This is a genomic window from Stutzerimonas stutzeri (genome assembly GCF_000935215.1).
In the GTDB taxonomy this organism is placed as follows: Bacteria; Pseudomonadota; Gammaproteobacteria; order Pseudomonadales; family Pseudomonadaceae; genus Stutzerimonas.
In genome coordinates this window covers 1-15,605 of the sequence record NZ_JXXD01000100.1, presented here as the reverse complement: position 1 = coordinate 15,605, position 15,605 = coordinate 1, and the positions used below count along the sequence as shown (strand labels likewise).

The 15,605-nt window shown below is 62.0% G+C and carries 16 protein-coding genes; 6 read left to right on the top strand and 10 right to left on the bottom strand.

Translation table 11 applies throughout. The features are described from left to right. Positions 1–23 precede the first annotated feature (23 nt). Positions 24–368, top strand: a complete 345-nt coding sequence (locus LO50_RS11645) for a zinc ribbon domain-containing protein YjdM (protein WP_044315091.1) — start codon at positions 24–26, stop codon at positions 366–368. A gap of 47 nt (positions 369–415) precedes the next feature. On the opposite strand, the gene LO50_RS11640 is transcribed toward LO50_RS11645, so the two are convergent. After that, on the bottom strand, positions 416–1,144 hold the full coding sequence (locus LO50_RS11640; protein WP_044315090.1) for a DUF1294 domain-containing protein: 729 nt from the start codon (positions 1,142–1,144) through the stop codon (positions 416–418). 128 nt (positions 1,145–1,272) lie between these two features. On the opposite strand from LO50_RS11640, the gene LO50_RS11635 reads away from it, so the two are divergent. Continuing rightward, complete coding sequence (locus LO50_RS11635; protein WP_044315089.1) at positions 1,273–2,100, top strand: NYN domain-containing protein; 828 nt, start codon at positions 1,273–1,275, stop codon at positions 2,098–2,100. 10 nt (positions 2,101–2,110) lie between these two features. Here the strand turns inward: LO50_RS11635 and LO50_RS11630 are convergent, their stop codons facing one another. Beyond that, on the bottom strand, positions 2,111–3,529 hold the full coding sequence (locus tag LO50_RS11630) for a diguanylate cyclase (RefSeq protein ID WP_044315088.1): 1,419 nt from the start codon (positions 3,527–3,529) through the stop codon (positions 2,111–2,113). Between the two features lie 217 nt (positions 3,530–3,746). Between LO50_RS11630 and LO50_RS11625 the strand changes: the two genes are divergently transcribed. Continuing rightward, a complete protein-coding gene (locus LO50_RS11625; protein WP_003298667.1) occupies positions 3,747–4,127 on the top strand; it encodes a hypothetical protein in 381 nt (126 codons plus the stop codon). 12 nt (positions 4,128–4,139) lie between these two features. On the opposite strand, the gene LO50_RS11620 is transcribed toward LO50_RS11625, so the two are convergent. The 7 genes from LO50_RS11620 to LO50_RS11590 form a co-directional block, all read right to left on the bottom strand. Continuing rightward, positions 4,140–5,066, bottom strand: a complete 927-nt coding sequence (locus tag LO50_RS11620; protein ID WP_044315087.1) for an ABC transporter permease — start codon at positions 5,064–5,066, stop codon at positions 4,140–4,142. Further along, entirely contained in the window at positions 5,066–6,202 is a 1,137-nt protein-coding gene (locus tag LO50_RS11615; RefSeq protein WP_044315086.1) for an ABC transporter permease, read from the bottom strand. The genes LO50_RS11620 and LO50_RS11615 overlap by 1 nt, the downstream gene beginning before the upstream one ends. Then, positions 6,195–7,769: an ABC transporter ATP-binding protein gene (locus tag LO50_RS11610; protein WP_044315085.1), complete on the bottom strand. Its 1,575-nt coding sequence runs from the start codon at positions 7,767–7,769 to the stop codon at positions 6,195–6,197. Before LO50_RS11610 ends, LO50_RS11615 begins: the two co-directional genes overlap by 8 nt. Beyond that, positions 7,766–8,869 (bottom strand): BMP family ABC transporter substrate-binding protein, encoded by a 1,104-nt coding sequence (locus LO50_RS11605; RefSeq protein WP_044315084.1) that lies wholly within the window; start codon positions 8,867–8,869, stop codon positions 7,766–7,768. Before LO50_RS11605 ends, LO50_RS11610 begins: the two co-directional genes overlap by 4 nt. Before the next feature lie 25 nt (positions 8,870–8,894). Beyond that, positions 8,895–9,281, bottom strand: coding sequence for a VOC family protein (locus LO50_RS11600; protein WP_044315083.1), 387 nt, complete (start codon positions 9,279–9,281; stop codon positions 8,895–8,897). Beyond that, positions 9,278–10,288 (bottom strand): isopenicillin N synthase family dioxygenase, encoded by a 1,011-nt coding sequence (locus LO50_RS11595; RefSeq protein ID WP_044315082.1) that lies wholly within the window; start codon positions 10,286–10,288, stop codon positions 9,278–9,280. The genes LO50_RS11600 and LO50_RS11595 overlap by 4 nt, the downstream gene beginning before the upstream one ends. 435 nt (positions 10,289–10,723) lie before the next feature. Then, positions 10,724–11,749, bottom strand: coding sequence for a CNNM domain-containing protein (locus LO50_RS11590; RefSeq protein ID WP_044315081.1), 1,026 nt, complete (start codon positions 11,747–11,749; stop codon positions 10,724–10,726). 417 nt (positions 11,750–12,166) lie between these two features. Here LO50_RS11590 and LO50_RS11585 point away from each other — a divergent pair, with 417 nt between their 5' ends. After that, positions 12,167–12,616, top strand: a complete 450-nt coding sequence (locus LO50_RS11585) for a DUF2231 domain-containing protein (protein WP_044315080.1) — start codon at positions 12,167–12,169, stop codon at positions 12,614–12,616. Then, the gene (locus tag LO50_RS11580) at positions 12,613–13,911 is read left to right on the top strand and encodes a PQQ-dependent sugar dehydrogenase (protein WP_044315079.1); all 1,299 of its coding nucleotides are present in this window, start codon (positions 12,613–12,615) and stop codon (positions 13,909–13,911) included. The genes LO50_RS11585 and LO50_RS11580 overlap by 4 nt, the downstream gene beginning before the upstream one ends. 103 nt (positions 13,912–14,014) lie before the next feature. Here LO50_RS11580 and LO50_RS11575 read toward each other — a convergent pair whose 3' ends face one another. Then, complete coding sequence (locus tag LO50_RS11575; protein ID WP_044315078.1) at positions 14,015–14,980, bottom strand: integron integrase; 966 nt, start codon at positions 14,978–14,980, stop codon at positions 14,015–14,017. A gap of 146 nt (positions 14,981–15,126) precedes the next feature. On the opposite strand from LO50_RS11575, the gene LO50_RS24710 reads away from it, so the two are divergent. Then, a complete protein-coding gene (locus LO50_RS24710; RefSeq protein ID WP_152623974.1) occupies positions 15,127–15,537 on the top strand; it encodes a hypothetical protein in 411 nt (136 codons plus the stop codon). Positions 15,538–15,605: the final 68 nt, after the last annotated feature.

The following is a 15,605-nucleotide window of genomic DNA, read 5'->3' as shown; positions in this document are numbered from 1 at the left end:
GCACCTCCACTGAAGGACCCGCCGTGAGCACGCTGCCCCCCTGCCCCAAATGCAATTCCGAATACACCTACGAAGACGGCCAGATGCTGGTCTGCCCGGAGTGCGGCCATGAGTGGTCCGCCACTGAAAGCGCAGCGGCCGCGGGCGAAGGCGACAAGGTGATCAAGGACTCGGTGGGCAACACCCTGCAGGACGGCGACACCGTCACGGTGATCAAGGACCTCAAGGTCAAGGGCTCGTCGCTGGTGGTCAAGGTCGGCACCAAGGTCAAGAACATCCGTCTGGTCGATGGCGACCACGACATCGACTGCAAGATCGATGGCATCGGAGCGATGAAGCTGAAGTCCGAGTTCGTCAGAAAAGTCTGAGCCGCGATGCTCGTCCGAAAGCCCGGCATTCGCCGGGCTTTCGCGTTTCAGATCAAGCGCAACAACCAATCCAGCCGCTCGCGGGTAAAGCCGCTGCCGATGAACAGCAGATCGATCCAGAACGCCTGGTGCAGCACCACGATCAACCAGAACGCCAGCTGATAGCTCAGCTTGCGGGTCTTGTGGCGAAACACCTGCTGCGCGACGAGCGCACCCGGCCAGCCACCAGCCAGCTCGAAGAAATGCAGCGTGGTTTCCGGCGTGCGCCAGCGATCCTTCAGCGCGCTGTGCTTGTCACGCCAGTAGAGGAAGAAGGTCAGCAGGCTGGCGAGGGCGTAGATTGCCAACGGCAACACCGCCCCGAGGCGCAGGAGGCTGCCCGCCAGCGGCAGCAGGCAGAGCAGCGCGAACAGCACCAGCTTGAGCGGAAGCCGCTGAATGTTACCGGCGACCAGCTGCCGCGCTGGCTTGCCGGCGGCACGCGCCGTGGCGCGCGGGCGGTCCTGAGGATCGCTCTTCTGCCGCTGACTGCCCGGCCGCTGGCGAATCGCCGGCTGATCCAGCGTCAGCGGCGCATCCAGCCGCAGATGCTCGGCGCGCAAGCGGCCCTGAGGGTCGCGCCCGGCCACGTAGAGCACCCGGTCGCCCACCAGCGGCCGGCGCTCACCATGCACGGCCGAGATATGCGCGAAGACATCCTCACCGCCCTGCTCCGGGCGAATGAAGCCGAAGCCCTTCTGGTCGTTCCAGCTTTTCAGCGTGCCTCGCTGTTCCATGCACCGCAATCCATGTGATCAAAGCCGCGCATGCTAACCGAGCTCGGCATGCGTTGGCAGCACGCCGCTATGGCCACGGCATGGCGGTCGGCGTTATGGTCAGGCGATCATCAGCCCAGGGATGAACCATGGCCAGCAAGCCCAGCAGTGCGAACAAGCAGAAACACCTCGCGGTCCTGATCGACGCGGACAACGCGCCGGCGGCCATCGTCGAAGGCCTGTTCGAGGAGATCGCCAAGTACGGCGTCGCCAGCGTCAAGCGCATCTATGGCGACTGGACCAAGCCCAACCTCGGCAGCTGGAAGAGAGTGCTGCTCGACCACTCGATCCAGCCGATCCAGCAGTTCGCCTACACCTCCGGCAAGAACGCCACTGACAGTTCGCTGATCATCGACGCCATGGACCTGCTCTACACCCGGCGCTTCGACGGCTTCTGCCTGGTTTCCAGCGACAGCGACTTCACCCGCCTGGCCGCACGCATCCGCGAGGAAGGCCTGACGGTGTATGGCTTCGGCGAACAGAAGACGCCCTCGCCATTCGTCTCGGCGTGCGACAAGTTCATCTATACCGAGATCCTGCGCGCCGACGCCACCAAGGTCGCTGCCGAGCCGTCGACGGAAAAGCTCGCCGCGGCCGCCGCACAGGTAGAAGAAAGCAGCAAGCCGCCGAAAACAGGCGACAAGGGCGACACCATCAAATGCCAGGCGGTGCCGGTGGACTTCATCGCCAAGATTCTCGACGACCTGACCGAGGAGGACGACTGGATTCAGCTCGGCACGCTCGGGCAGAACATCAGCAAGCTGCGCCCGGCCTTCGATCCGCGCCTGTATGGCTGCAAGAAGCTCAGCGACCTGATCGCCAACCAGCCCAAGCGCTTCGACCTGGAATCTCGGGGCAGCAGCGCCACCGGTGGCAAGGACCTCTACGTGCGCCTGCGCAAACCCGGCAAGCACTGAGCGCCGCCACTCAGCTCGCCTGCGCGTCCGGGGCATGGCAGCAGACGCGGACGCGGTCCCGGCCCTCGTGCTTGGCGCGGTAGAGCGCAGCGTCCGCACGCCGTAGCAGGCTATCGGCAGTGTCCACCGGCCCTAGCTCGGCAACCCCGGCGCTGAGGGTCTGACCGCGGCCAGTGCTGAACATGGATGTCCGCGACTGTTCACAGAGGCGCTCGGCGAACGCCAGCGCCTGCTGACCATTGGTTTCCGGACACAGCAGCAGAAACTCCTCGCCACCCCAGCGGCCGACGGCGTCACTGCCGCGCAGACCAGATACCAGCAGGTCGGCGAATTCCTTGAGAACGCGGTCCCCAGTCTGATGACCGAACTCGTCGTTTATGCTCTTGAAGTGATCGATATCCAGCATGACGATCGACAGCGGCCGGTTGTAACGCCGCGCCTGCTCCAGCGCCCTGGCGAAGCGCCGGTCGAGTTCGGCACGATTGGCCAAGCCGGTGAGAGCATCGGTCTGCGATTTGATCTGCAGCTGCTCGTTCAGCCTCCGTAGCCGCCCGATCCAGTACAGGCTGGTCAGCAGCATCACCGAGAAAACCACCACGATCTGCACGACCAGCCGGTAGTCGGTACCCGACTCGATGCGAATCGGCGCATGCCGGTTGGCGATCTGGTTCAGCTCCCACGGCGTAATGGTCGCAATCGCCTTGTCCAGAATGCCGCGCAGCACAGGTTCGCTCTTCAGCACACCGATGCGAAACTGGTTATCGAGACTCGCCAGCTGTCCGGCGATTTTCAGGTTGAACCAGCCCTCGCGGCGCATGGTGTAGGCAGCCACGGTCAGCGACCGTATGGTCAGATCGGCTTTGCGCTCGTTTACCAACGCCAGCGCCTCGGCGTCGGTGTCGGTGTCGGTGTCGGTGATGATGACGCGCAGCTGGGGGAAATCCCGCCGAACGCTTTCCTCGATGAACGTGCCGGACGGCAGCGCCACCGTTGCGTTTTCCAAGGCGGACAGATCGGCCACGTACGGGTGGTCTTCCCGTGCGATCACCACATTGGCGTCGGTGAACAACGGCTGGGTGAAGATCAGCCAGGCATCACGCGCAGGCGTCTGGTTGAGAAAGCTGAGCAGCTGACAGCGGCCGGCCTGGGAGAATGCCACCGACTGGCCCCAGTCGCTGGTCGACACGATATCAAGTTGCAGGCCCGCCCGTTGCGCCACGAGACGCAGCAGGTCGGCCGCAATTCCTTCGTGCTCACCACGGGCGTTGAGCATCTCGAACGGCAGCCAGTCCGGATCGACACAGATGCTGACCGAGCGGTTGTCGGCCAGCCAGTCGCGCTCGACAGCGCTCAGGTCGAGCGTCACATCGACCGAAGCCGATACCGTGCCTGACAGGGCGAACAACGCGATGCACAGAAACCTTGTCACTTGAGCCACCCTCGCAAGGACCGCACGTAACATTGGTGACGGCTGAAGTTCAACACGGCACAAATGGCACGGCGAGATAGATCATGGCTTTGAGCCATCACAAATCATGCCAACCAGTTTTTTGACGCCTCTAATCATTTGCAATCATTGACTGACGCATCGATCGAACCGACCGTGGACGGGCTCTTCTAAAGGGGACCAAATATTGGAGGTTCACATGAGCAAGCACTCATTCCTCGCCTGCGGCCTGGCGCTCTGCGCCCCGCTGGCGTTCGCCCAGACGCCGCCGCCGGAAGTGGTCACCCACCTCAATGGTCTCGATGTGGAGATCAGCCCGATGGGCGTGCCGGCCAAATCCGAAGGGGTCGAAGGCGAATTGCTCGGAGTGCGGGCGGTGAAGGTGATGAACCGCACTGGCGGCCAGATCACCTGCGAATTCCATGTACCGAATGAAGCGCGATCGGATACCTCGGCATCGCCGGTTTTCACCGTCGCGCCAAATACCCAGCGCACCGAGCGGGTTCCGGGCGACTATTCGCCGGACGAGCCCTACGCGGAAATCACCTGCCGTTCCAGCGACCAGAGCCCGGCGCAATAAGCGCCGCGGCCCTCAGCGACGCTCCTCGCGGATAAAGGGAATGCCGAGCGCGCCTGGCTGACTGCCGGAAACGCTCTTGCCGCTGGCGACCCAGATCATCACCGCCAGGGTCACCGCGTAGGGCGTCATCAGCACGAAGTACTGCGGCAGGCGCACGCCGGCGGCGGCCAGTTGCGGGATCAGCGCCTCGATGCAGCCGAACAGCAGCGCACCGGCCAGCGCCTTCCACGGCGACCAGCGCGCGAAGATCACCAGCGCCACGGCAATCCAGCCACGGCCACCGGTCATGTCGGCAATCCACAGTTTGGTGCTGAGCACCGAGATATAGCCGCCCGCAAGGCCGATCAGCGCGGAGCCGGCGAGAATCGCCGCCAGCCGATAGCCGAGCACGGAAATTCCCGCCGCGTCCGCAGCCTGCGGGTTCTCCCCGACGGCACGCATCCGCAGGCCGGTGGTCGTGCGAGTAAGAAACCAGACCACGGCAAGAAAGATCAGCGGCGTCATGAACACCAGCGGGTTCTGCACGAAGAGCTTACCGAGTAGCGGCAGCTCCGACAGCGGCCAGAGTTCTATGGAACTCAGCCCCTTGACCGGCTTGTTGGTCCAGTCCAGCAGCGTGCCGAGCAGCCCGGTCAGGCCCTGACAGAAGAACACCAGCGCCAGCCCTGCGATCACCTGGTTGATGCGCAGCACCAGCACCATCAGCGCGAACAGCAGCGAGACCACCGCTGCCGCGCCCATCGCCAGCAACAGCGACGTGCCGTGGCTGCCGAACGCCAGCTGCGCGCCGATGCCGGCCAAGGCGCCGACCAGCATCAATCCTTCGGCGCCGAGAGCCAGCACCCCGGCGCGTTCGGTGAGGATCAGCCCCAGCGCCGCCAGGGCGAAGGGCACGGCGAAATCCGGGGTGTTGCCCAGCCAGTTGGCGATCATGTCCATCAGCTTTCGCCTCCCTGGACGCGGCGGATACGGTGGCGGATGAAGAAATCCGACGAGGCGACGCAGATCACCAGGATCGCCTGGATCAGCTGCACCATGGAAAACGGGATCTGGTAGAACACCTGCAGGCTGCGCCCGGCGACGAACAGCATCGCCATCAGCAGCGCCACCACCAGCGCGGCGATCGGGTTGTTGCGCGCGAGGAAGGCGATGAGGATGCCGGAGAAGCCGTAGCCCTGGTAGAACGACTGGGTCAGCCGCCCCTCCTGCCCCGCGGTGACGAGAAACCCGGCAATCCCGGCCATGGCGCCGGAAATCAGCACCGTGCCGATGATCATCTTCTGCACCGGCACGCCGACCGCGCTCGCCACCCTTGGATTGGCATCGACGAAGCGCAGGTACAGCCCGGCGCGGGAAATGCCGAGGAACCACAGCGCCAGCAGCGCGACGACCAGCGCCAGCGGCACCGCCGCGCTGATGCCGTCGAACAGCTCGGGCAGCCGCTCGAACGGCTGGTACTGCGGCGAGTAGGGAAACGAGCTCTTCGGGTCCTTCCAACTGCCATAGAGCAGGTGCAGCAGGAAGTTGATCGCCAGGTAGTTGAGCATCAGCGTCGAGATGATCTCGCTGACCTTCAGGCGCAGCTTGAGCAGCACCGGCGCCAATGCCCAGGCGAGGCCACAGAGCATCGCCGCGGCCAGCATCAGCGGCAGGCGCAGGGCCTGCGGGCCGATCTCGAACAGCGAGATGGCGGTGGCACCGATGGCCCCCCAGATCATCTGGCCTTCCAGACCCAGGTTCCAGAACTTGGCACGAAAGGCCATGCAACCGGCCAGGCCGACGAGAATCATCGGCGAGGCCTGAAACAAGACCGCCTTCAAACTCTGCGCATCGAAGACCGTGAGGATGACGAACTCGTTGAGTAGTTCGCCGGGCGGCACCCCCGCGGCTATCAGGATGGCGGCGGAAATACCCAGCCCCAGCAACAGCGCCAGGCCAATGATCAGCGCCTGCCAATGCCAAGCCAGTTGCTGGCGGATTTCCAGCGCATAGCGTCGCGACAGCAATGGCGGCTTGGCCTGTTTCGCCGCCTGCCTGGCCTGCTCGAGCATCATCGGGCGTACCTGTTCATTCATGGTTTGCCCCTTCAGCTGTTGGCTCTGCGTGGATCTGCTCGTCGTGACTGACCATGGCCCTGCCGATGTCCTGCCGATCCGCCGGTCGGTCGAACTCGGCGACGATGCGCCCGGCATTCATCACGCCGATGCGATCGGCCAGGGCCAGCACTTCGTCGAGGTCTTCGCTGATCACCAACACCGCCGCGCCGGCATCCCGGGCGGCACGCAGGCGTGCATGCACGGCGGCAGTGGCACGCACATCGAGGCCGCGGCTGGGGCTGTGCACCAGCACCAGTTGCGGGTCGCGGGAGAACTCGCGGGCGATCACCAGCTTCTGCGCATTGCCGCCGGAGAGCAGCGCCGCCTTCTGTTTCAGCGAACGCACGCCCTGCACATCGAACCCTGCCACCGCCTCGGCGGCATCGGCCTCCAGGCGCTTGCGCCGCAGCTTGAAGAACGAGCCATAACGATCGCTGTGGATCTGCCCGACGGCAAAGTTCTCCGCCACCGACAGCTCGCCGGCCAGCGCCGTGCCATAGCGGTCGGCAGGAATGGAAGCGATGCGCAGCTCCCGGCGCTGTTCAGGGCTGGCCCGGCGCAGGTCGCCAAAACCAGACAATTCCAACGAACCTGCGCAGGGCTCCGGCAGGCCCATCAGCACGTTGGCCAGTTCGCCCTGGCCGTTGCCGCCGACCCCGGCGATGCCGTAGATCTCGCCGGCGCGCAGGCTCAGCGTCACGCCGTTGAGCGCGCCGTGCCCGCCACTGCGCGAACGCAGATCAGACACCTGCAAGCGCACCTCGCCCGGTATCGCCGGCTGGTATTCGCTGGCCGGCGCGGACTCGCCTACGGTCAGGCGCACCAGCTCGGGCACCGAGACTGTTTGCGGATCGAGGGTCTGGATAGTGCGCCCACCACGCATCACCGTGACGCGGTCGGCGAAGCGCTTGACGTCGCTCATCTTGTGCGTGACCAGAATCACCGCCGCGCCCTGGCGGGCGAAGGCGCGCACCGTCTGCAGCAGGCGCTCGGCCTCCTGGTCGGTGAGCACCGCCGTCGGCTCGTCGAGGATCAGGATGCGCGCACCGGCCAGCAGCACCTTGAGGATTTCCACCCGCTGCTGCTCGGCCACCGACAGCGACTCGGTGATCTTGCGCGGGTCGATGCTGAAACCCAGTTCTGCTGCCTTGTCGCTGATTCGCTGCTCCAAAGCCGCCAGACGCTGCCGGTGACTGCCAGCGAAGACGTGATTGCCCGGTCCCTCAGGCAGGGCCAACTGGATGTTCTCGGCCACGGTGAAGGGCTTAACCAGCTTGAAATGCTGGTGAACCATGCCGATGTGGTAGCGGCTGGCATCCCGCGGGCCGCTGAGCCGCACCGCGTTGTCATTGATCAACAGCGATCCGCTTTCCGGTGCGTAGAGGCCAGCAGCGATGTTCATCAGCGACGACTTGCCCGCACCGTTCTCGCCGAGCAGCGCATGCACCTCGCCCCACTTGGCGGTGAAATCCGCCTGGGACAGGGCCATGAAGCCGTCGAACGACTTGCTGACCCCGGACAGCTGGATCGCGTTGAGGTTGCTCATTGCTGAGTAATCACTCCCTTGACGAACCAGTCCATCTGCCACAGCGCCGGGTCGGCCATCACCTCACCGGCTGCGATGCGCTCGGTGCCGTCGCGGTCGAGCATCGGGCCGGCGTAGATCTGCTTCTCGCCTTTGAGCAGTTCTTCGCGCGCGGCCATGATCTTGGCCTTGTCCGCCTCGGAAACCGCCGGGCCGCAGCAGGCTGCGTCGGTGCCGCCCTCGGCCATCGACAGCAGCGCGCCGTTTTCCGGTGGCACCCAGTTGCCGGCGCTGATCTTCTTCAGCTCAGGCGCGAGGAACCTGTCCCAGACCCAGACCGAGGAACAGACGGTGGCTTCAGGAGCGAACTCGCGCATGTCGCGGTGGTGGCCGGTGCCGTGCACGCCACGCTCCTGGGCGACGATCTGCGGCGTCGGGCTGTCGACGTGCTGGCCGAGCACGTCGGCGCCGGCGTCGATCAGCGCCATGGCGGTGGCGCGCTCCTTGACCGGGTCGTTCCAGGCGCCGGTGTAGACCACGGTGACGGTGGCGTCCGGGTTGATCGCCTGGGCGCCGAGGGCGAAGGCGTTGATGGTCCAGTTCACCTGGCCGAAGGGGTTGGCGGCGACGAAGCCGAGCTTGCCGGTCTTCGACGCCGCGCCGGCGGCCATGCCGCACAGGTACTGGCTCTCGTAGGTGCGGCCATAGAAGGATTCGAGGTTGGCGCCGTTGGTGGTGCCCGAGCCATTGAGGAAGGCCACCTGCGGGTATTTGTCGGCCAGCTCCTTGAAGGTGTCCGAGTAGCCGAAGGCGGTGCCGATGATCACGTTGGCGCCGCGCTGGATCAGCCGGTCCACTGCAGGGCGGATCGAAGAGGCGTTCTCTGGCACGCTTTCGACGTACTGGATCTTGGTATCCAGCTCGGTTTCGAGCTTCTGCCGCGCCTCATCAAAGGCCTGGGTCCAGCCGCCGTCGTTGCGCGGGCTGATGTAGAGCATGGCGATCTTCGCCGGTTTATCGAGGGTCAGCCCCTCAGTTTCCTGCGCCGAGGCGACGCCAACAGTCGTCGCCAGCCCGAGAGCCACCGCCGCACACAAGGTCCGTTTCATCTGATTGAGCATTTTTGGTCTTCCTGAGGTTGGCACGTCAAAGCATGTGGTTGATGCGAAACACGTTGTTTTCCAGGTCCAGCAGCACCGCCTGATACCAGTGGTAATAGGTTTCGTAGGGCGCCTTGATCAGCGTCGCGCCCATCGCTACGGCAATGGGCACCAGGCGGTCGACCTCGTCTTTCGAGTCGACGTCGATGTTCAGCAGGAACTTGCAGCCGCGCGTGTCGGCGTACTCATCCAGATGCAGCAGTTCGTAAGCGTCCTGCGCGTTGAAGCCGATGCAACTCTTGCCGGTATCCAACCCGCGAAAGGTCGGTGAGGCGATGTCTGGAATGTTCCTGAAGCCGAACAGCTCGCGGTAGAAACCGCTCAGCGCCTCGATGTCGCGGGCGAAAACGTTGACGTAGGACAGCGTGCTCATGCGACCTCCAGGCCTTTGCCGAAGGTGGTCTGCTTGACGAACTTGGAGAGCAGGTTGTCGCCGGAGGTGACCGGCGCGTGGCGCGGCGGATTGGCGGCGCTGCAGCAACTCGGCAGGCACTCGATCAGCGCGTCGTAGTTGGGCTGATGGAAAAACACCAGCGACTGCCGGCCGTTGTCCGCGGGGCTGTCAGCCGGCGGGTTGACCACGCGATGCAGGGTGGAAATCCACTGATCGTTGGTCCACTGCATCATCAGGTCGCCGATGCTCACGGCGAAGCCGCCTTCCACGTACGGCACGTCCACCCATTCGCCCTGACGGTTGCGCGCCTGCAGACCGCCCAACGCGTTGTCCGGCTTGAGGATGGTCAGGCTGCCGTAATCGGTATGGGCACCGGCGCGTAGCTGACCCTGTTCCACCGCGCCTTTGAGGTCCGGATAGCTCAGGCTGCGGAACATGCTGATGTGCTTGTCGATCTTGTCGTCGAAGAAGGTTTCCGGCAGTTCCAGCGCCAGGGCGAAAATGCGCATCAGCGACTGCGCCAATTCGCTCATCGCGGCGAAATACTCGCGATAAGCCTGCTCGAAGCCTTCAATGCCGGCCGGCCAGACGTTCGGCGCGAAATGCGGGCCGGCAGCGGCGCAGCGGTAGTAGTCCTTAGCCGGCACATCGCTGGGGCCGATGGAAAAGGATTCCTTGAGATCGCCCGGCGCCGCCTCTTCCAGTGAGTACGACAGGCTCTCCTCCGCCACCGCGCTGTAGCCGCGCACCATGTCGGGGCTGGGCCGGTCGACCTTGCGCTTTTCCGGCAACGGCGAGGCGAAGAATTGCCGCGTCAGCCGCGACACGCGCTCGATCAGTTCACTGGGGATCTGGTGATTGGTGATGACCAGAAAGCCGATGTCGCGACAGGCCTGGTCCACGGCCTTGGCCACCTGGGCCTTGCCCTTCGGCGCTCCGGAGAAATACGGCGCAAGGTCGATGATGGGAACGTATTGCAGAGTCATGGATGACGCACTCCTCTGACGCAAAGCGGAAACCTGAGCGCGTCGCCGATGGCGCAAGCGCTTCTCTGTATGCGTGACGCCGCCGCCCGTTGCACACAGGCGACTGTCGAGGAGAGAGCAGAAAGCGTGCCACTAGATCAATTTGCTTATGGATCAGTGACTTGGCGTTTTGGCGAGGGCGAAACGGATCAAATGGTCCGGTTCGGAGCACTTGGTTTGTGCGTGAGGCACGAAAAGCGGGCGCAAAGAGGATGCGGCGGGGACACGCTGCGGTATCGCTGCCTCATGCATATGGATTGGGTATGCCGGCTCAGTCGCCGAATCGCTGCAGGATGCAACTGCGAATGGAGGAAGCCGGCAACACTGCCTTGGCCAAGCCGTACTGGCAGCCTAAGCCGCTAGGGTTGCGGACACCTAGCAGCTGGGCAAAAGTAATCAGCTGTCGCGGGCGCTCTTGATCCGGTGGTCCCAGCGACGCTTGGCAAAACGACGCATGTTCGGGATGTCATCCGTCTCGTCCATGATCGGTTTACCGATAATGGTTTCCATGATGTCTTCCATCGTAACCAAACCACGCCAGCTGCCGAACTCGTCATACACGAGACACATGTGCTGGCGCTCATGCATAAGCTGCGTCATCAGGTTTTCCACACTCGCCGTCTCAGGGGTCACCTTCAGCGGCTTCATGATGGACGAAACCGGCGCGTCGTTTTCTTCGGCCGCCAACGCGTCGTAGCGGAATATGACTCCCATAGGGGTTTCATCTTCACCGATCACGGGGTAGCGCGAGTACTGGCTGTCTGCAACCTTCTCCTTGAATGTCCCGATGGTGGCATCTGGCGCGGTGTAATCACATACCGTGCGTGGCGTCATGATGTCGCGAACCTTGATTTCGTGCAGATCGAGAATGTTGCTGATAACGCGCTGCTCATCTTCGTCGAGGCACTTCGTTTCGCGGCCGAGGATGGTCAGCGCCTTTATTTCCTGGCGAATGTCATGTTCCGGCTCCTTGCCGCCGAACATCCGCATCATCAAGTCAGACAGCATGATGAAAGGCTTGAGCAACATGATCATGGCGCCCAGAAGAGGCGGCAGGTAAGGCGCAATCGACCGCCAGTAGCGAGCACCGATGGTCTTAGGAAGAATCTCGGAGAGCACCAGAATCAAGATAGTCATGACCGCGGAGGCAATCCCGACATAGCCGTTCCCGAACACCACAGTCACCTGCGCGCCCACTCCGGTAGCACCTACCGTGTGCGCAACGGTGTTGAGCGTCAGAATGGCGGCGAGCGGCTGATCGACCTTGTCTTTCAGGACTTTGAGCCGTTCGTAGAGTTTCGGTTTGGAGGTTTTCTGATGGGCGATGAAGCTGGGTGTTAGCGAGAGCAACGCGGCTTCCAGAATAGAGCAGATGAAGGAAACCAGAATGGATAAGACAGCAAACGCTATCAGGAGGGTCATGAGTAAAGAGGATCGTTACTGAGGGCCTGTCAATTTACAGCAACGCCGCAAAACGTCGACGAAGGGCACGGGTAGACCTGCAACATTTCATTTCCTCATTCGCTGATTCAGACAAGCGATTTGCGTCAAAATCGATGAAAAACACCGCAGTCCTAATTTACCTACCGAAGCTAATCCGCTGACTTGCGCCGCACTTGCGGTCTTCGATGTCCTCCGCCATCTCGCTCAGACGTGCCCCTGCACACTTCGAACCTCGCCGTCATGCATCGCAAACAGCCCGAGTGGTAAACGCCAAAGTGAACTAACAGGCGTAAGTCACGATCCCCTTTTAAGCACAGTCAGTCAGACCGAGCCGGATCGCCCAGCGCAACCGCGCCGAGCAGGAGGTCATGGGTCGTAAGCGATGAGGACTCCTTCGTGACCGTTATCACCCGCAGCACGCAAACCACCACCCATAGCATCTCCCGCCACGTCCCGAACCCACTGCATGCGACATTGCTGGCCGGCACCGTCCCTCTGTTTCTCGGCGCCATGCTCAGCGACATCGCCTACTTCAAGACTTACGAGATTCAATGGAGCAATTTTGCCGCCTGGCTGATTGCCGGTGGGCTGGTCTTCTGCGGCCTGGCGCTGCTATTCGCAGTAGTAAACTTGCTGCGCGCCCATCACAAGAAGGGGCGGCCACTGATGTACTTTCTGCTGCTTTTGGCGACCTGGGTGCTGGGCTTTATCAACGCGCTGGAGCACGCCAAGGATGCCTGGGCGACGATGCCGCTGGGCCTGGTGCTGTCGGTAATCGTCACGCTACTGGCCTGCGCCGCGACGTGGATTGGCGTGAGCAACCTGCGCGACGGAGGTGAGGCATGAAGCATTCAAGCTCAAGCGCACTAACCGCCCTGGCCATGGCCGTACTGCTGAGCGCATGCGGTGGCGAGCAGGACTCCGCCCAGCACTACGGGACGAACCCCAAGCTGCCCGAGCCGGAACGCGGCCTGCTGCCAAGTATGAAGATCGCCGAGCCAACCCCCTGGGGCGATCAGGTGCCCACGGTTCCTGAGAACTTCAGCGTGACGGCAATCGCCACCGATCTGAAGATTCCGCGCCAGACCCTGGTGCTGCCCAACGGCGACATCCTTGTCGCCGAGGGCCGCGGCGGCAACGCGGCTAAGCTCAAGCCGAAGGACGTCATCGCCGGTTATCTCAAGGCCAAGGGCAACACCTCGGTAGAAAGCGGCAACCGCCTGACCCTGCTGCGCGATGCGGACGGTGACGGCACCTACGAGCTGCAAACCGTATTCGCCGAAGACCTCAACGCGCCGTATGGGCTGGCCTTCCACGACGGCAATCTATATGTCGCCAACCAGGACGAACTCGTTCGCTTCGACTATCAGGACGGCCAGACCGAGGCCAGCGGCCCGCCAACCAAAGTGGCGGACCTGCCGTCGGAGATCAACCACCACTGGACCAAGGCCCTGACCATCAGCCCGGACGGCCAGTACCTTTATGTCGGCATCGGCTCAAACAGCAACATCACCGAGCGTGGTATGGAAGCCGAGGTCGACCGGGCCATGGTTTGGCAGGTCAACGCCGAAACCGGCGCCTACAAGCCCTACGCCACCGGCCTGCGCAACCCCACCGCAATGGCGATACAGCCGGAAACCGGCCAGCTGTGGACGGTAGTCAACGAACGCGACGAACTTGGCGAAGACCTGGTGCCGGACTACCTGACGTCCGTTAAGGAAGGCGGCTTCTATGGCTGGCCGTACGCTTACTGGGGCCAGAACGTCGATGACCGCGTGCGCCCACTGGACAAGGACAAGGTCGCTGCCAGCATCACGCCGGACTACGCTCTGGGCTCGCACGTCGCCGCGCTTGGCCTGGATTTTTCATCCGACGTGATGGGTGAGCGGTTTGCCGAAGGCGTGTTCATCGGCGAGCACGGCAGCTGGAACCGCAAGGAACCGGTCGGCTACAAGGTGATTTTCGTACCCTTCCGCGACGGCCGCCCTGCGGGCGAGCCAATCGACTTCGCCACAGGCTTTCGCACCGACGACGGCAAGACTCGCGGCCGGCCGGTCGGCGTGACCGTCGACCCGCGCGGCGCGCTGATCGTCGCCGATGACCTAGCCAATGTGGTGTGGCGGGTGACGCGTAATCAGTAATTTTTACTGAACACCGTCGCAGGCAACGATCCGCATGATCGTAGTCTGCGACGGTGCCGCTAGCCCGCAACCGCCATGCTCGCGTCTTTCAGCAAACAGCGGGTCACATACGATCGAGCGGACTCAGCACCGCCAAGCCGCCCCGGTTGAGCACATGGGTGTAAATCATGGTCGTCTTGACGTCCGCATGCCCCAGTAATTCCTGCACCGTGCGTATGTCCTGCCCGCTTTCCAGCAAGTGCGTAGCGAAGCTGTGTCGCAATGTATGAGGCGTTGCAGGCTTGGCTATGCCGGACGCGTTGAGCGCACGCTTGAATGCACGCTGTATACGCTTTTCGTCGACATGATGCCGACGCACCGCCTGGCTACGTGGGTCGACCGAAAGACCTGAGGCCGGGAATACATACTGCCAAGCCCACTCCCAGGGCGCCCGTGGGTATTTGCGAGAAAGGGCATCAGGTAGATAGACGTCCCCCCTCCCCTCCGCCAATTCCTGCTGGTGCATAAGCCGAACCCGGGCAAGGTGCTGCTTGAGGGGCGCGACCAACGTCGCCGGCAATACCGTGACGCGGTCCTTCTGGCCTTTACCGTCTCTAATAATGATTTCGTTACGGGCAAAATCGACGTCCTTGACTCGAAGCCTCACCCCCTCCATCAGGCGCATGCCACCGCCGTAAAGTAGCCTCGCAACAAGTCCGACTTCCCCCTCCAGCTGCGCAAGTATCCGGTGCACCTCGTCTATTGAGAGCACTACAGGCAACCGCGCCGGTTTTTTAGCCCGCACAACCTCACCCAGCCAGGGCAGCTCTTGTTTAAGCACCTGCTTATAAAGAAACAGCAATGCGGCAAGCGCTTGGTTCTGCGTTGAAGCAGAAACATCGCGGCGAACAGCGAGGTCAGAAAGAAAGGCTTCAACCTCTGGCGCCCCCATATCGAGCGGATATCGATATTTGTGAAAGCGGACATAACGCTTTATCCACTCGCAATAGACACGCTCAGTTCTGATCGAGTAGTGTTTGAGCCTAATCTGCTCCCGCACTCGGTCCAACAGTCGCGGCTTCTCATCCATGGTGTATAACTCCCTTATACATTCATCATTCCCTTGAGAGGCCCAGCCTAGACAAGGAACGACCAGATGACAAGGAATGTTATACACCACGCCCGCTGGGCGTCTTATACACCAATTGGTGTCTAATTATAGTTAGGTTCTACAGCATGGAAGCATTACCAATTTCATCTCCTCGCAAAAAAATGAGCTTCATCGGAGGGAGCCAACCGCTATGGAAGGCATTCTGGGTTTTGTATGTTCTAGGTAGTCTTTCTTTCACAGCCATTTCCGTAGCACTAATAAAACTTCTCTCAGCAAGCCATGTACTATTACAAACAAGTCATATTTTAAATCTACGAACAGAGACAATTTTAGTATTGGCCGTTACTACAATTGTAGCGGCCTATATTATGTATTTCTTGTTTTGTTCAATTTCTGTCTGGCGCTGCTCCATAAACACCGTGAAAAAATATTGGGCGCTTCTCGCTAAATCCATAATTTCAATAAACTTTGCTTGGATTTCTTGGAAAGCATTTGTCGCCTTCGGATCTTTAGTAACGTACTTTTCTCATCAGTGAATTGCGTAAAAACCTAACAAGTGTATATGGACTCTCCCCACAAGCAGTGAGGAATAGCTTTTCGATCC

Coding starts and splice junctions, on each gene's coding strand:
- LO50_RS11640 (WP_044315090.1), bottom strand. CDS start 1,144: ATGGAACAGCGAGGCACGCTGAAAAGCTGGAACGACCAGAAGGGCTTC.
- LO50_RS11635 (WP_044315089.1), top strand. CDS start 1,273: ATGGCCAGCAAGCCCAGCAGTGCGAACAAGCAGAAACACCTCGCGGTC.
- LO50_RS11625 (WP_003298667.1), top strand. CDS start 3,747: ATGAGCAAGCACTCATTCCTCGCCTGCGGCCTGGCGCTCTGCGCCCCG.
- LO50_RS11620 (WP_044315087.1), bottom strand. CDS start 5,066: ATGGACATGATCGCCAACTGGCTGGGCAACACCCCGGATTTCGCCGTG.
- LO50_RS11615 (WP_044315086.1), bottom strand. CDS start 6,202: ATGAATGAACAGGTACGCCCGATGATGCTCGAGCAGGCCAGGCAGGCG.
- LO50_RS11610 (WP_044315085.1), bottom strand. CDS start 7,769: ATGAGCAACCTCAACGCGATCCAGCTGTCCGGGGTCAGCAAGTCGTTC.
- LO50_RS11605 (WP_044315084.1), bottom strand. CDS start 8,869: ATGCTCAATCAGATGAAACGGACCTTGTGTGCGGCGGTGGCTCTCGGG.
- LO50_RS11600 (WP_044315083.1), bottom strand. CDS start 9,281: ATGAGCACGCTGTCCTACGTCAACGTTTTCGCCCGCGACATCGAGGCG.
- LO50_RS11595 (WP_044315082.1), bottom strand. CDS start 10,288: ATGACTCTGCAATACGTTCCCATCATCGACCTTGCGCCGTATTTCTCC.
- LO50_RS11590 (WP_044315081.1), bottom strand. CDS start 11,749: ATGACCCTCCTGATAGCGTTTGCTGTCTTATCCATTCTGGTTTCCTTC.
- LO50_RS11580 (WP_044315079.1), top strand. CDS start 12,613: ATGAAGCATTCAAGCTCAAGCGCACTAACCGCCCTGGCCATGGCCGTA.
- LO50_RS11575 (WP_044315078.1), bottom strand. CDS start 14,980: ATGGATGAGAAGCCGCGACTGTTGGACCGAGTGCGGGAGCAGATTAGG.
- LO50_RS24710 (WP_152623974.1), top strand. CDS start 15,127: ATGGAAGCATTACCAATTTCATCTCCTCGCAAAAAAATGAGCTTCATC.